Consider the following 14400-nt stretch of genomic DNA (forward strand, 5'->3'; position numbering starts at 1 on the left):
CGCAGCCGACATAGTTCTGCACTATCATGTCCAGGCCTCTTCCTGTGGTGCGGGGTCTGCTGCTAACAGCCCCGTGCAACTGTTCAGGTTGATGGTTCAGTGGTGGGAAGGGACCGAGCCATGCCGCGGACTATCCCGAAAGGGATGACCAGGATCCTCTCGGCCTCCTTCCCACTTCAACCATACACCCGAACCAACACACAGGATCCTAGGGTCTGCGCCGCGTCGCTTCGCTCCTTGCTTCGCCCTGGGATGACGACGGGAGGGATGTCTCGGTCAATCTCCGATGTTGCGCTTTGCCTGCGTGACAATAATCCGGTCGGCTTGGCCCACGACCGAGCAGCGCGTCTCCTGCTAGATGCGAGCCAACAATGTGAGGAGAGACCTGATGCGAAAACTCATCTCCACCGGTTCACTCTTCGAAAAGACCGCCGGCTATTCGCGCGCGGTGGTACAGGGCGACTGGTGTTTCGTGTCCGGAACCACCGGCTACGACTATGCGACCATGACCATGCCGGAGACGGTTGAGGCGCAGACGCGCAATTGCCTGGCGACGATTGCCAAGGCGTTGCAGGACGGCGGCTTCGCCATGGCCGATGTGGTGCGGGCGCATTACTACATTACCGACCAGGCGTTCGTGGACATCGTCTTCCCGATCCTCGGCGAGGCCTTTGGCGAGATCAGGCCGGCAGCGACGATGATCGTGTGCCAGCTCAACAGACCGGAGATGAAGATCGAGATCGAAGTCACCGCGTTGCGGCGGACGGCATGAAAGTCCGGCGGATCGTTGCCAACATAGGCACGCAGGACATCGCGGCGGCAAGGCGCCTCTACCAGGATGTGCTCGGCCTTGATCTCAAGATGGACCTTGGCTGGATCGCCACCTACGGCTCGCGCGAGACAATGGCCGTGCAGGTCAGCTTCATGACCGAAGGCGGCTCCGGCACGCCAGTGCCCGACCTGTCGATCGAGGTTGACGATGTCGATGCCGCGCTTGAAGGGATGACGCAGGCCGGCTTCGCCATCGAATACGGACCCGCCGACGAACCCTGGGGCGTGCGCCGCTTCTATGTGCGCGATCCGTTCGGCCGGTTGGTGAATATTCTCTCGCATCGGTGATGACAGACTCCAGTTCCTCGCCCCCACGAAGTGGGGGAGAGGAAAGGCCCCTCTCGCAAACGCTTGCCTCCACCAACCACACGCGGCATAGATCGAAGCATGACGACCGAACCCTACCGCCCGCGCCGCTCGGTGCTCTACATCCCGGCCTCGAACGACAAGGCGCTGGCCAAGATCGCGCAGCTTGCCTGCGACGCAATCATCATCGACCTGGAAGATGCCGTAACCCCGGCCGACAAGAGTGCCTCGCGCGAAAAACTGAAGGGCATTTTCGCCAACCGCCCGGCACGTCGCTGCGAGATGGTGGTGCGCGTCAACGCGCTGGCCAGCGAGTGGGGCACCGACGACCTGCTGGCCGTCGCCGGCTGCGAGCCCGATGGCATCCTTTTGCCCAAGGTCGCGACGCCGCGCGACATTCTCGAAGTCGGCGATGTCCTCGACGACAATTTTGCCCCCGACACGGTGAAATTATGGGCGATGATCGAGACGCCCAAGGCCATGCTCAACATCGGCGCCATTGCCGAGCTTGGCCGCGATCCGGCCTCGCGCCTCGCTTGTTTCGTTGCCGGAACGAATGATCTGGTCAAGGAGACCGGCGTCGCGGCCACCCCTGACCGGCGCTATCTCGTGCCATGGCTGATGCAGATGCTGCTGGCCGCGCGCGCCGGCGGGCTCGACATGCTCGATGGCGTCTTCAACGATTTTCGCGATGCCGACGGCCTTGCCCACGATTGCGCGGAAGCCGCCGCCATGGGGTTCGACGGCAAGTCGCTTATCCACCCGGCCCAGATCGAGGCCGCCAACCGCGCCTTTGCACCGTCGCCCGAAGCCTTGGCCGAGGCGCGCGCGGTGAAAGAGGCCTTCGCGCTCGCCGAAAATGCCGGCAAGGGCGTGATTGCGCTGAACGGCAGAATGGTCGAGCGGCTGCACCTGGCGCAGGCCGAAAAACTGCTGGCGAAGGCAGCCGCCATCGGGGCATGATGGCGGCCGATGCTCGCGGGCTACGGATTATTTACGACAGGAATTGAACCATGAAACTCTACCGCTTTCTGTCCGCTCCGGACGACGCCACCTTCTGCCACAAGGTGACGGCGGCGCTGAACAAGGGCTGGCACCTGTTCGGCTCGCCAACCTATGCCTACGACAAGAAGGCAAAAACCATGCGCTGTGGCCAGGCCGTGGTGAAGGACATCGAAGGCCAGGAATACGGGCCGGACACCAAGCTTAGCGATTGGTAGTTTTGCCAAGCTCCGATCCTTCGTCATCCTAGAGCGAAGCAAGGAGCGAAGCGACGCGGCGCAGACCCTAGGATCCATGCCGTGACAGTGGTCGTAGGATGCAGCGGATCAGAATGGCGCTTGTACACGCACCGACGCTCGCTGCCCTGAGACCATGACCGGCTACGTCTATATGACCGCGAGTCAGAAACGCGGCACGATCTATATCGGTGTGACCAACGATCTTGGCCGCCGCATTGCCAATGGAAGATCGATCTGATCGAGACGCGAGTGGTTCGAGCTCTTTCGTGGAACCGGGTGGTAGACGCTCGGTTTCTTGCACCACCGGAGCACTGCAAGGCTGTCACGGCATGGATCCTTGGGTCTGCGCCGCGTCGCTTCGCTCCTTGCTTCGCCGTAGGATGACGAAGCGTGGGGGTTACTCGGCCGCCTCTTCGATCTTCTCCATATCATCATCCGACAGCCCGAAATGGTGGCCGATCTCGTGGATCAGCACATGGGTGACGATGTCGCCCAGCGTCTCTTCGTTCTCGGACCAGTAGTCGAGGATGGCGCGGCGGTAGAGCGTGATGCGGTTCGGCCCCTCGCCGGTCTGCGGGTTCCAGCGCTCGGCGATGCCGCGTCCCTCGAACAGGCCGAGCAGGTCGAACGGCGTCTCCAGCGACAGATCGTCCATGATCTCGTCGGTCGGAAACTCGGCGATCTGGATGACGATCTCGCCAGTCAGCTTGCGAAAATCGTCCGGCAGATGCGCATACGCCTCCAGCGCCAGGAACTCCATTTCCTCGATCGAGGGCGAGAGTTCGTCGTGCCAGGTGCGGGTCTTGTAGATGCGGGCCATGCTTTGTCCTTTGATCCCGGCATATAGGCTTTCCCTCAGGAATCGGCAAATGACGCGGCGGCGGCCCCAACGCAACGACTTCAAACGATCAGTGGTCGATGTCGGCCCCGCCCCTCATTGCCCTGCCGGGCATTTCTCCCCGTGAACGGGGAGAAAGAAGCCGGCCGCAATGCTGGCGCCCGTCTGCAACGTTGGTGATTGGCGAAATGGTCGACGGCAGCGTCCTTCTCCCCGTTTACGGGGAGAAGATGGCGGCAGCCAGATGAGGGGCAGCGCCAACGCCCGGAAAGGATGACAGGGCGCTTCAAGCAATTGCTCTGCTGCGTTCTCGCGGGCAGGAATAAATTCCCCATGACTCCGCTTGACTCTTCCGGCCCCCTCTGGAATCTATAGGAACATAACAGGAACAATTGTGAGTGGAAGCTGACCGTCATGGCGATGACCGCCGTGGCGCGGGAGACTGTTTTTGCCCTGCGCCGCCAGATCGCGAAGATCGAGGGAACGCTGCCCGAGCGCCTGGAGGCGCCGGCTGGCCCGTCGCTTGACGCCCCCAATGTCACCTCCAACACCGATGTGACGATCGTCCGCCGCGGCATCGCCGTGGCCTCGCCGGAGGCATTTCTGCGCACCGGCGCCGAGCGTCTCGACCGCGCTTTGAGCGGCGGCCTGCCGAAAGCGGCACTCAGCGAAATCCATGGCACCGAGACCCGCGATGCCGGGGCCGTCGCCGGCTTTGCGCTGTCGCTGATCAGCCTGATCCTCAGGCAAGGCCCGCGCCTGCCCGTGCTGTGGATCGGCACCACGGAGATTTTTCGCGAGGCCGGCTTTCCCTATGCCAAGGGGCTGCACGGCTTTTTCGGCATCGCGCCGGAACAATTGCTGTTTTCGCAGGCGCCAAGACTTGTCGACGCGCTGTGGGTCGCCGAGGAGGCCGCCCGCATGACGGCGCTGGCCGCCGTCATTCTCGAGATACGCGGCAGTCCGCAGCGGCTCGATCTCACCGCGACGCGGCGGCTGCACGCGCGGGCGCAGAGCGCCGGCCGGCCGGTGTTCCTGCTGCGGCAGGCCGGCGAGGCAGAGCCGACGGCCGCACAAGTGCGCCTCATTGTGTCGTCGGCGCCGTCGGCACCGCGCAGCACCATCGCCGGGCCGCTGGCCGGTTCGATCGGCCGCCCCGCCTTCACCATCAGCATCGGCAAGAGCCGCACGGCTCTGCCTGGACAATTCACACTGGAGTGGAACCCCGATGAACACGCTTTTGAGGAAAGACGGCCCCGGGGAGAACGGGCAACGGATACTGTCGCTGTGGTTTCCGCATCTGGCCGCCGAGAGGATATTGCGGCAGCGTCTGGGTCGGTCCTGGCGTTCCCGGCCGTCGGATCATCTGCCACTGGTGGTCAGCCATCGCGACCGCAACGCCCAGCGCATCTCAGCCCTCGACGAGCGGGCTGAAGCGCTGCACCTGAAGCGCGGCATGGGCATCGCCGATGCGCGCGCCATGCATCCGTCGATCGACATCGTCGAAGCCGATCCGGAGGCCGACCGCCGCCTGCTCGAAGGCCTCGCCGACTGGTGCGACCGCTACACCCCGCTGGTGGCGCTGGACGGTGCCGACGGCCTGTTTCTCGACGTCACCGGCTGCACCCATCTGTTCGGCGGCGAACGCGCCATGCTCGACGACATCCTGTCGCGCTTCTTCCATCAGGGCTTTGATGTTCGCGCCGGCCTTGCCGCCACGCCGGGCGCCGCCTGGGCGGCGGCGCGGTTTTCCGGTGACCTTATCGTCGCGTCAGGCGAGGAGGACGCACTGCTCGCCCCACTGCCATTGGCGGTGTTGCGCATCGACCCCGACATCCGCGCCAGCCTGGAAAGCGTCGGCCTGCGCACCGCCGGCGCCGTCATGGCGGCACCGCGCGCGCCGCTTGCCCGCCGCTTCGGCGCAACCCTGCTGTTGCGCCTCGACCAGGCGCTCGGTCGCCTCGACGAGGCCGTGTCGCCGCGCCTGCCGGTCGCGCCGCTTTCGGTCGAGCGCCACCTCGCCGAGCCCGTCATGCTGACCGACGAGATCGAGCGGCTGGTGCGACTGCTGGCGACGACCTTGAAGAGCGACCTCGAGCGCCGCGGCGAGGGCGCGAGAACACTGGCGCTGCTCTTGTTTCGCGTCGACGGCGCCGTCAGCCGCATCGCTGTCGGCACCTCGCGCCCCTTGCGCGAACCGCTGCTGATCCAGCGATTGTTCCATGAACGGCTGGCCGCGCTCGAACAGGATATCGATGCCGGCTATGGCTTCGATCTCGTGCGCCTCTCGGTGCTGTCGGCGGCTGCCTTCGACATGCAGCAGGCCGACCTCACCGGCGAGGCCGAGGACGACGGCGCCGACATCGCGCTGTTTGCCGACCGCATCCGCGCCCGGCTCGGCGACGGTGCGGTATTGCAACCCGTCGCCGTCGACAGCCATCTGCCGGAGCGCGCCGTCGCCACGCTTCCCTTCACCGAGGCGCCGCAACGGACCACGCCGCCGAAAAAGCCGGAGCGGATGAAGGCGCCGGCGACAATCTTCCGGCCGGAGCGGCCAATTCGGCTGTTCCGATCACCCGAGCCGATCGAAGTGCCGGCCACCGAACTGCCCGAGGGACCGCCGATGAATTTCCGCTGGCGCCGCGCTCTCTACCGGGTCGCCCGCGCCGAAGGACCGGAACGCATCGCGCCGGAATGGTGGCGCCAGCAACAGGACCAGGAAGACGCGCTGACCCGCGATTATTTCCGCATCGAGGACAGCGACGGCCGCCGTTACTGGCTCTACCGCCAGGGCCTCTACGGCACCGGGCAGCCTGCGCCGCGCTGGTTCATGCACGGGGTGTTTGCATGAACGCGCTGACCGTCATTCCCTATGCCGAATTCGGCATCCAGTCGAATTTCTCGTTTCTGCGCGGCGCCTCCAAGCCCGAGGAACTGGTGGTCGCGGCCAAGCTTCTGGGGTTTTCGGCGATCGGCCTTGCCGACCGCAACACGGTGGCCGGCGTCGTGCGCGCCTGGCAGCAGGCCAAGGTCGAGCACCTTACCTATCACCCCGGCTGCCGGCTGGTTTTCGGCGACGGCACGCCGGACATTCTCGCCTATCCCAGGGATCGCAAGGGCTGGGGGCATCTTTGCCGCATGCTGACGCAAGCCAATCTGCGCGACGAGAATGAGAAGGGCGCAACCCTGCTCACCCGCGACGATCTGCTCGAATGGGGCGATCAGATGTCACTGGCCATCCTGCCCGATCTGACGGCGACCGCGGAAGACGGGCTGACCCTGCTGCACCAGCTCAGGCACCGCTTCGGCAACAATGTGCGGCTGGCGGTTGCGCCGGATTATCGCGGCAACGACCGCTTTCGCATCGAGCAGGCCGCGGGCCTGGCGGAAGTGACCGGCATGGCGCTGATGGCGACCAACGATGTTCTCTACCACACGGCCGAGCGCCGCTCACTGCAGGACGTGCTGACGGCAATCCGCCTCAACGTGCCTGTCGCCGAAGCCGGGCTGGAGCTGACCGCCAATGCCGAGCGCCACCTGAAGCCGCCGCTGGAGATGGCCCGCCTGTTCCGCCGCCACCCGCAGGCGCTGATGGAGACGCAGATTTTTGCCGAAGAGCTGACCTTCTCGCTCAGTGATCTCCAGTACAATTATCCTGATGAGCCGACGGAATCGGGACTCGGGCCACAGGCCGAGCTCGAACGATTGGCCAGGGAGGGGGCCGCCACGCGCTATCCGGCGGGCGTCCCTGCTTCCGTATTCCAGCGCATTGGCGAAGAGCTCGCTCTGATCGATCGCCTGAACTACGCGCGTTACTTCCTGACCGTTTATGACATCGTCAAATATGCCCGCAGCCAGGACATTCTTTGCCAGGGGCGCGGCTCCGCCGCCAATTCGATCGTCTGTTTCTGCATCGGCATCACCGAGGTCGGGCCCGACCGGATCGACACGCTGTTTGAGCGCTTCATTTCCGAGGAGCGCAACGAGCCGCCTGACATCGACGTCGATTTCGAGCACGAAAAGCGCGAGATCGTCATGCAGTACATCTACAACAAATACAGCGCCAAGCGCACCGCGCTGGCCGCCGCCGTCGTCAGCTATCGCGGCCGCTCGGCGCTGCGCGAAGTGGCCAAGGCGATGGGCCTGTCCGACGATGTCCGAGGCGCGCTGTCCGGCTCGATCTGGGGCTGGTCGACCTCGGAACTCGGCGAAAAGGAAGCAAAGGCCGGCGGTATCGACCGGGCCGACCCGTCGACGCGGCATGTGCTCGCTCACGCCAACGAGATCATGGGCTTTCCCCGCCATCTCTCCCAGCATGTCGGCGGCTTCGTCATCACCAGGGACCGGCTCGACGAGATCGTTCCCATCGTCAAGACGGCGATGGACGAGCGCAAGATGGTCGAATGGGACAAGGACGATCTCGACGCGGTAAAAATCCTCAAGGTGGATATTCTGGCCCTCGGCATGCTGACCTGCCTGCAGCGTGCCTTCACCTTGCTGAGGGATCATTACCCGGAGGCGCGAGACCCGTATGGCCGGCCCTATGTGCTGGCCACCTTGCCGGCGGAGGACAAGCGTGTCTACGATATGATCTGCCGAGCCGACACGCTCGGCGTCTTCCAGATCGAATCGCGCGCCCAGATGTCGATGCTGCCGCGCCTGCGGCCGCAGAATTTTTACGACCTCGTCATCGAGGTGGCGATCGTGCGGCCCGGCCCGATCCAGGGCGACATGGTCCACCCCTATCTGCGCCGCCGGCAAGGCAAGGAAGAGGCGGAGTATCCCAAGCCGGAGTTGAAAGAGATCCTCGGCAAAACGCTGGGCGTGCCGCTGTTCCAGGAACAGGCGATGAAGATCGCCATCGTCGCCGGCGGCTTCAGGCCGGGCGAGGCCGATGAATTGCGCCGCGCCATGGCCACCTTCAAGCGCACCGGCACCATCGGCAATTACCGCCAGCGCATGGTCGATGGCATGATGAAAAGGGGATACGAAAAAGACTTCGCCGAGCGCTGCTTCAAGCAGATCGAAGGCTTTGGCGAATATGGCTTTCCCGAAAGCCATGCCGCGTCCTTCGCCCTGCTGGTCTATGCCTCCTGCTGGTTCAAGACCTTCTATCCCGACGTGTTCTGCGTCGCGATCCTGAACTCGCAGCCGATGGGTTTTTACCAGCCGGCCCAGCTGGTCCGCGACGCACGCGACCATGGCGTCGACATCCGCGAGGTCGACGTCAATCATTCCGCCTGGGATTGCGCCCTGGAGGAATCGGCCTTCAATCCGGCGCGGGTCCTCGAACGCCATGGCGAGATGCGCGGCGTCATTCGGACCAATCATGCCGTCCGGCTTGGCTTCCGCCAGATCAAGGGACTTTCCAAGGAGCGCATGGACCTGTTCGTCGCCAGGCGCGGTTCCGGCTACACAACCGTCAGGGATGTCTGGTTGCGCTCCGGCCTCGACGTCGGCGAAATCGAAAAACTGGCGCAGGCCGACGCTTTCCGCTCGCTCGGCCTCGACCGCCGTGAAGCGCTGTGGGCGGTGCGCGCTCTCGACGGCAAGAGTGCCGCCGAAAAGTTGCCTTTGTTCGACCAGCCCGAAATCCGCCTGCGCGAGCTGGAGCCGCAGACAAAGCTGCCGACAATGCCGCTCGGCGAACATGTCATCCACGACTACCGTTCGCTCGGCCTTTCGCTGAAGGCGCACCCGGTCGCCTTCCTGCGCGAACGACTGGATCGTGCCGGCGTCACGCCCAATGCCCGGTTGGGCTCCGTGCGCGACGGCAGGCGGGTCTCCGTCGCCGGCCTCGTGCTGGTGCGGCAACGGCCCGGCAAGGGTAATGCCATTTTCCTGACGCTCGAAGACGACAAGGCGGTCGCCAACATCATTTTCTGGCAAAGAACCTTTGAACGCTTTCGGCCCATCGTCATGGGCGCGCGCTTCGTCCGCGTCACCGGCAAATTGCAGTCGGAATCGGGTGTGGTCCACATCGTCGCCGAAAAGGTCGAGGATCTGACGCCCTGGCTGACGGTGCTGCTGGAGAAGGTCAGCGCGGCCAGCCCGCCAGTCGCCGATCAAAGCCTGCCGACTATACGGAGCGCGCCGATCAGACAGGATATCGCGACGCTGTCGGGAGAAGCGGAGAGGGTCATGCCCAAGGGGCGGAACTTTCAGTAGGCGTGGCCATGCCAAGGCGGAACGAGCGAGCGACGGCGACTGGCCACAGGCCACCTCGTCTTCGTCATCCACGGGCGAAGCAGCCGCGCAGCGGCGTCGCGAAGACCCGAGGATCCATGCCGCGACATCCGCCGAAGAACGCAGCGATTCAGAATGGCGCTCGTATCTACACCGGGGCGGCTATGTCATCCGCCACGCCGCCCACCAAACCACTCGATTTTGGACCGTCTTCATATGTCACATATGGCACGGCATGGATCCCAGGGTCTTCGCGACGTCGCTTCGAAGCGGGGTTGTTTCGGCCAATCTCCAAGGTTTTCGATTACTCTGAAAGGGGGCCGATCTATACTCGCTACCGATCGGCTTAGCCCGTTCCGTTCAAGCAGGCCCGCTCGCACGCGGCGGCGACAGCATGTCCTCGGCGGAAATCGCCCGCGCCTCCGAGGGCAGCATGATCGGGATGCCGTCGCGCACCGGGTAGGCGAGTTTTGCCACCCTTGAGATCAATTCGCCGCGCTCCGGATCCCAGGCCAGCGGGCCCTTGGTCAGCGGGCAGGCCAGAAGTTCCAGCAGCTTGGGATCGACCCTGTTCCCGCCATCCGCCACCATCAGTTCTCTCCTTCTTCGCCAAACGCCAACCCAAGGTGTGTTGAGATTCAGGTCAGGCCGAGTCGAAAATGGTGGCTTCCGAGAACCGGAGCGGAGCGTACTTAAAGTACGTGAGCACCGGAAGCGCAGGAGGCCGCCGTTTGCAGGCCGGCATCACCTGAGTATCGGCACACCTTACTGTAAACTCGAGCCAAAATCCTCATTCTCGCGCGCCAGCGCCATTTCGGTGATGGCGATCAGCGTTTCGGCGCGCATCCTCAAATCCGCCGCTTCGAGCAGCGCCTGTTTCTCCGCCGGCCCATAGGGCGCCATCATCGACAGCGCGTTGACCAGCATGGCGTTTTCGGCGCGGCTGACGCTTTCCCAGTCGGCTTCCAGATCATTGGCCTGCAGATAGGCGCGAAACGCCTTCAGCAGCGCTGGCCGATCGATCTCGTTCGCCGCCTGATCTTCATGGAGATCGGTGAGGAAGGGCGCGATCTTGCCCTGGCGAAACGGCGTTTTGACCGGGAGTTCATGTGCGATGCGAAACCGGCAGACGCCCTGCAGCGAAATCAGGTAGCGGCCGTCGCCGCTTTCGGCCAGCGAGATGATGCGCCCGGCGCAGCCGACATTGCAGAGTTCCGGCTCGCCGTCGCCGCGCAAGGCGCCGTCGAGGCTGGGCTGGATGATGCCGATCAGCCGCGATCCGGCCATCGCCTCATCGACCATCTGCAGATAGCGCGGCTCGAAAATGTTGAGCGGCATGCGGCCGCCCGGCAACAGCAGCGCGCCTTCGAGCGGAAAGATCGCGATCGTCGACGGCAAATCCTTGGCCTGCCGGTAGTGCGCGTTTCCCGCCTGCACCTCATCCTCCGATCGCTTCGTCAAGAAGCGCGTCAATCCGGAATTTCGCCCGTCGCAATCCAACAGGCGCAAGCCATGCCCGAAGCAAGCGGATCGGTCCGGCCCGATCTCTTGCCGTCTAACATGGCGCAGCCACCGTGACCCGCAAGGCCATCCGCCAAAAACAGCCTAAAACCGGCTCTACGAAAACAGCAGCGACGACAGCTTGCGCCGTGCCGCCAGCGTCGCTTCGTCGGTCATGCCCCAGGCCTCGAAAAACTGCAGCAATTGCGTCTTGGCGCCATCGTCGTTCCAGGCGCGGTCGGCCTTGATGATGGCCAGCAGATTGTCGGCGGCCTGCGTGCGCTCGCCCTTGGCGTTCTGGATCATGGCCAGATCGAAGCGCGCCTGATGATCGCCGGGATTGGCGGCCAGGCGCTGCTCGAACTCGGCCGGATTGCCAAGCGCGGCGGCTTGCGCGGCAAGTGCGATCTTGGCGCGCACGGCTGCAAGCACCGGCGCGTCCTTCTTGGCTTCCGGCGCCTTGGCCAGAACCTCTTCGGCGCCGGCGGTGTCGCCGGCCTCGAACAACAATTCGCCCAGCCCGGCAATCGCCTCGATCGTCTCCGGCGCCTGCTCCAGGATGGCGTCATAAATGTCGGCGGCGGTTTGCATGTCGCCGGCGACGCGTGCCTCGGCTGCCGCGGCCAGCGCCTCGGCCACCGGCGGCGCGCCGTTGCCTTTGCCGCCGACCTTGGTGATGAATTCGGCGATCTGGCTCTCCGGGATGGCGCCCATGAAGCCGTCGACCGGCTGGCCGTCCTTGAAGGCGATGACCGCCGGGATCGACTGGATGCCGAGTTGGCCGGCGATCGACGGATGATCGTCGATGTTCATCTTGACCAGCTTGACCTTGCCGCCGGCGGCGCGCACCGCCTTTTCCAGCAGCGGCGTCAATTGCTTGCACGGGCCGCACCACGGCGCCCAGAAATCGACCAGCACCGGTTGGCGGCGCGATTCCTGGACGACGTCGGCGGCAAAGGCCGCGGTCGTCGTGTCCTTGATGACATCGGCGGTGGGCGCCTGGCCAACTGGGGCCTCGCCAACCGCGACCTTCGGCCGGGCAGGCTCGGTTCCACCATACTGCACTGTGGTGGAATACTGGCCACCGGCGCCGCCAAACGGATTGTTGTCACTCATCTCGTCACCCTTTCGGTCGCGCCGCTGGTCCGTAGACAGGCGCAACGCCCTTTTTCACAAAGCCGGTTTCAGCCACCATGTGGCGATCACGCCGAGACTTTCAAGATAACAGCATCATGCCCGGTTGCCTCGACGAATTTGATCAGGTCGGCGCTGGCGATCGATGTCGTGGCTTCATTGGTCAGCGGATGGGCGTTGATCACCGCATGCGCCATCAGTTCCTGGTCGAGAACCACCTTGACCCGGCGCGCCGTATCGTTGATCAGCCCGAACACCGTGACCGCGCCCGGAACCACGCCAAGCAGCTCCATCAGCAGCTCCGGTCTGCCGAAGGAAACGCGGCCCGTGGCGCCGATGAGATGGTGGATCTGCTTGAGGTCGACCTCCGCCTCCTCGCCGACGCTGACCAGGAAGACATTGTCCTTCTTGTCCTTGAGGAACAGGTTCTTGGTGTGCCCGCCGGCAATTTCCCCGCGCAGCGCCTGCGAATCGGCAACCGTGAACAGCGGCGGATGGCGCCGCGTCTCGACGGCGATGCCAAGTTCGGCGAGAAAGGCGAAAAGCTCGGCTTCGGTCTTCGGCATCGGTGTTTTTCTCTGTCGCGGTTCAAGCTTGCCGTTTACGGCCAATGATGCCGTCGAGACAAGACCGTCGTGCAACAAGGCAATAAGTGGCCTGTTGCCGCGCGTGGGTCCAAAAGGTTTGTCGGCGCCGCCAGGTGCGGCCAAAAAGCCTGCGATTTCCCTGTTGCAATCGCCGCGCTCTTCGGCCATATAGGCGCGGCTTGCGGCCCAAAGGCCGTGCGAGCGGGTGTAGCTCAGGGGTAGAGCACAACCTTGCCAAGGTTGGGGTCGAGCGTTCGAATCGCTTCACCCGCTCCAGTTTCCTCCAGGGGAATCAAGCGATTAAGAGGCGCCTTTCGGGGCGCCTTTTGCTTACATGACCTTGTAAACCAGCAATGTAAGCTCCTTGTAAGCGCGCAACGGCAACGTTGACCGTCACGGGGCACTCCACTTCGAGCGTCTCAGCGAAGCTCCTAAACCATGGATTTTTCAAAAGCTGGTTTCTCCGCACGGGATCGCATCATAGCGCCGTCGCAACTTCGCAATCCAGACCCCTTCGCACTTGGCCATATGCAACCGTCATCGAATTTTCACGATGCCTTTCGTGCCTCAAATCTCCGTTTTACGCCTCACCGGACGAACCTATTGTTCGTCCCCGCTTCTCGGGAGGTTTGGTCTGGTAAAGGCCATCCTTCCCGAGAAATGCGCCCTTCATATCCAGCCATGCACCATCACTGGAACTTTCGAGGGCGGCCCAGCGCGTCCCATTTTCTAGTTCAATTTTTGGGCCATTGAATCCTGGCATCAAATCCCGCACTGTTCCATCCGGCTCCAGAAGCCTCCCACAAAACCACAACTTCGATAAACTCGGAGCGCCACCGAGCGAGGACAAGAATTCAGCGCGTTCAATATGGTCCATTCCGACTGCATCGAAATTAGGGTCTAGCAGGGTGACTGCGACCTTTGAGGGCAGGCGATCTCTAAGCACCCCAACAATGGCCGCAACCAATTGCTCGTTGAATCTCAGCCCTTCATCCAAACCGATTCGGTACTGTGCTCGATAGCCGCCAACCGCGTTGAAAAAACCATCGAAAAGCGCCTCGCCTACGTCAAATTGCAGGACGGCACGATGATCACGCTCGTTCTTGCCACATGCCTCCCACCCGAAACGTGAGGCACCAGCCTCGACAGCGCCTGTAAGCGCAGCGACAACCCGTACCTTCAATTCATTAGGCGAGATGAGTTGCGCTAGGCTGGCCGCACGGTTCGGATCGCGTTCCATAATTTCATCAAGACACCAAACAATCTCGGGCAGGGCAAGGTTCATGTCGAGCAGGTTGTACCGAAGTTCTGGAGTCAACAAGAGGTCAATTTTTGCGCTTGCGGCGAACCATGTCCGGCGCAAAGAATGCGCTCCCTTGACCCAGAACCTGATAGAGTCGGTGAATGGCCTCGCTCGCTACGGCGCAAAATTCCACCATTTCAGCTCTCGCGCCCGACCGCGCAATCGTGCTGCGCAATGTTGCCTGCGTCTACTGCGGAACTTCTTTAACCAAGGAGACCACGACCCGCGATCACGTGATCGGCCGCCGTTTCGTGCCGAAAGGCAAGTTTGCCGCCCGCTGGAACCTGATCATTAACGCCTGCGAGCCCTGCAATAACGGCAAGGCTGAACTTGAGGATGATATCTCCGCCATTACCCTACAGCCCGATCTCTGGGGCCGCTGAGCACCAACCTCGGTCCCGGTCTCAATGCCACGTTTGGCTTTATCAGCCCGCCACAGATCGACCGGGCTCGTGCCTTTGAACTCGCCCGCCT

The 14400-nt window shown here is 63.4% G+C and carries 14 protein-coding genes, 1 tRNA gene and 1 pseudogene; 10 read left to right on the top strand and 6 right to left on the bottom strand.

From position 1 onward, the window contains the following. Nucleotides 1–388 precede the first annotated feature (388 nt). The 5 genes and pseudogenes from AC1DVW_RS28385 to AC1DVW_RS28405 form a co-directional block, all read left to right on the top strand. Nucleotides 389–772, top strand: a complete 384-nt coding sequence (locus AC1DVW_RS28385) for a RidA family protein (protein ID WP_477327544.1) — start codon at nt 389–391, stop codon at nt 770–772. Beyond that, nucleotides 769–1119, top strand: a complete 351-nt coding sequence (locus tag AC1DVW_RS28390; RefSeq protein WP_477327546.1) for a VOC family protein — start codon at nt 769–771, stop codon at nt 1117–1119. The genes AC1DVW_RS28385 and AC1DVW_RS28390 overlap by 4 nt, the downstream gene beginning before the upstream one ends. A 99-nt stretch (nt 1120–1218) precedes the next feature. Beyond that, a complete protein-coding gene (locus AC1DVW_RS28395; protein WP_477327548.1) occupies nt 1219–2100 on the top strand; it encodes an HpcH/HpaI aldolase/citrate lyase family protein in 882 nt (293 codons plus the stop codon). Between the two features lie 50 nt (nt 2101–2150). Further along, nucleotides 2151–2357 (top strand): DUF1737 domain-containing protein, encoded by a 207-nt coding sequence (locus AC1DVW_RS28400; protein ID WP_477250326.1) that lies wholly within the window; start codon nt 2151–2153, stop codon nt 2355–2357. A gap of 154 nt (nt 2358–2511) precedes the next feature. Continuing rightward, a pseudogene (locus AC1DVW_RS28405) lies at nt 2512–2595 on the top strand (GIY-YIG nuclease family protein); the annotation flags it as partial. A 180-nt stretch (nt 2596–2775) separates the two neighbouring features. Here the strand turns inward: AC1DVW_RS28405 and AC1DVW_RS28410 are convergent. Then, nucleotides 2776–3198 (bottom strand): metallopeptidase family protein, encoded by a 423-nt coding sequence (locus AC1DVW_RS28410; protein WP_477250328.1) that lies wholly within the window; start codon nt 3196–3198, stop codon nt 2776–2778. Between the two features lie 432 nt (nt 3199–3630). On the opposite strand from AC1DVW_RS28410, the gene AC1DVW_RS28415 reads away from it, so the two are divergent. The 3 genes from AC1DVW_RS28415 to AC1DVW_RS28425 are packed head-to-tail and all read left to right on the top strand — an operon-like array spanning nt 3631 to nt 9384. Then, nucleotides 3631–4650, top strand: a complete 1020-nt coding sequence (locus AC1DVW_RS28415) for an ImuA family protein (RefSeq protein WP_477250330.1) — start codon at nt 3631–3633, stop codon at nt 4648–4650. Beyond that, nucleotides 4592–6067, top strand: a complete 1476-nt coding sequence (locus tag AC1DVW_RS28420; RefSeq protein WP_477327550.1) for a DUF6504 family protein — start codon at nt 4592–4594, stop codon at nt 6065–6067. Before AC1DVW_RS28415 ends, AC1DVW_RS28420 begins: the two co-directional genes overlap by 59 nt. Beyond that, nucleotides 6064–9384 carry an error-prone DNA polymerase gene (locus AC1DVW_RS28425; protein ID WP_477327552.1) on the top strand — a complete coding sequence of 1107 codons (3321 nt, stop codon included), beginning with the start codon at nt 6064–6066 and terminating at the stop codon, nt 9382–9384. The genes AC1DVW_RS28420 and AC1DVW_RS28425 overlap by 4 nt, the downstream gene beginning before the upstream one ends. A gap of 378 nt (nt 9385–9762) precedes the next feature. On the opposite strand, the gene AC1DVW_RS28430 is transcribed toward AC1DVW_RS28425, so the two are convergent. From AC1DVW_RS28430 to AC1DVW_RS28445, 4 genes are all read right to left on the bottom strand, one after another. Next, entirely contained in the window at nt 9763–9993 is a 231-nt protein-coding gene (locus AC1DVW_RS28430; protein WP_477327554.1) for a Trm112 family protein, read from the bottom strand. A gap of 174 nt (nt 9994–10167) precedes the next feature. Continuing rightward, nucleotides 10168–10839 carry an LON peptidase substrate-binding domain-containing protein gene (locus tag AC1DVW_RS28435; RefSeq protein WP_477250367.1) on the bottom strand — a complete coding sequence of 224 codons (672 nt, stop codon included), beginning with the start codon at nt 10837–10839 and terminating at the stop codon, nt 10168–10170. Between the two features lie 180 nt (nt 10840–11019). Beyond that, nucleotides 11020–12018 (bottom strand): thioredoxin, encoded by a 999-nt coding sequence (trxA, locus tag AC1DVW_RS28440; RefSeq protein WP_477327556.1) that lies wholly within the window; start codon nt 12016–12018, stop codon nt 11020–11022. An 86-nt stretch (nt 12019–12104) separates the two neighbouring features. Next, nucleotides 12105–12602, bottom strand: a complete 498-nt coding sequence (locus AC1DVW_RS28445; protein WP_477327558.1) for a prolyl-tRNA synthetase associated domain-containing protein — start codon at nt 12600–12602, stop codon at nt 12105–12107. Nucleotides 12603–12824: 222 nt separating this feature from the next. Here AC1DVW_RS28445 and AC1DVW_RS28450 point away from each other — a divergent pair. Beyond that, nucleotides 12825–12899: transfer RNA gene (locus AC1DVW_RS28450), tRNA-Gly, on the top strand. 304 nt (nt 12900–13203) lie between these two features. Here AC1DVW_RS28450 and AC1DVW_RS28455 read toward each other — a convergent pair. Continuing rightward, nucleotides 13204–13986 carry a hypothetical protein gene (locus tag AC1DVW_RS28455; protein WP_477327560.1) on the bottom strand — a complete coding sequence of 261 codons (783 nt, stop codon included), beginning with the start codon at nt 13984–13986 and terminating at the stop codon, nt 13204–13206. A 41-nt stretch (nt 13987–14027) separates the two neighbouring features. On the opposite strand from AC1DVW_RS28455, the gene AC1DVW_RS28460 reads away from it, so the two are divergent. Further along, on the top strand, nt 14028–14309 hold the full coding sequence (locus AC1DVW_RS28460) for an HNH endonuclease (protein WP_477327562.1): 282 nt from the start codon (nt 14028–14030) through the stop codon (nt 14307–14309). The last annotated feature ends 91 nt before the right edge of the window (nt 14310–14400 follow it).

It is taken from the genome of Mesorhizobium sp. P3_B5 (assembly GCF_056402815.1).

Coding starts and splice junctions, on each gene's coding strand:
- AC1DVW_RS28430 (WP_477327554.1), bottom strand. CDS start 9,993: ATGGTGGCGGATGGCGGGAACAGGGTCGATCCCAAGCTGCTGGAACTT.
- AC1DVW_RS28400 (WP_477250326.1), top strand. CDS start 2,151: ATGAAACTCTACCGCTTTCTGTCCGCTCCGGACGACGCCACCTTCTGC.
- AC1DVW_RS28390 (WP_477327546.1), top strand. CDS start 769: ATGAAAGTCCGGCGGATCGTTGCCAACATAGGCACGCAGGACATCGCG.
- AC1DVW_RS28460 (WP_477327562.1), top strand. CDS start 14,028: ATGGCCTCGCTCGCTACGGCGCAAAATTCCACCATTTCAGCTCTCGCG.
- trxA (WP_477327556.1), bottom strand. CDS start 12,018: ATGAGTGACAACAATCCGTTTGGCGGCGCCGGTGGCCAGTATTCCACC.
- AC1DVW_RS28425 (WP_477327552.1), top strand. CDS start 6,064: ATGAACGCGCTGACCGTCATTCCCTATGCCGAATTCGGCATCCAGTCG.
- AC1DVW_RS28395 (WP_477327548.1), top strand. CDS start 1,219: ATGACGACCGAACCCTACCGCCCGCGCCGCTCGGTGCTCTACATCCCG.
- AC1DVW_RS28445 (WP_477327558.1), bottom strand. CDS start 12,602: ATGCCGAAGACCGAAGCCGAGCTTTTCGCCTTTCTCGCCGAACTTGGC.
- AC1DVW_RS28410 (WP_477250328.1), bottom strand. CDS start 3,198: ATGGCCCGCATCTACAAGACCCGCACCTGGCACGACGAACTCTCGCCC.
- AC1DVW_RS28385 (WP_477327544.1), top strand. CDS start 389: ATGCGAAAACTCATCTCCACCGGTTCACTCTTCGAAAAGACCGCCGGC.
- AC1DVW_RS28415 (WP_477250330.1), top strand. CDS start 3,631: ATGGCGATGACCGCCGTGGCGCGGGAGACTGTTTTTGCCCTGCGCCGC.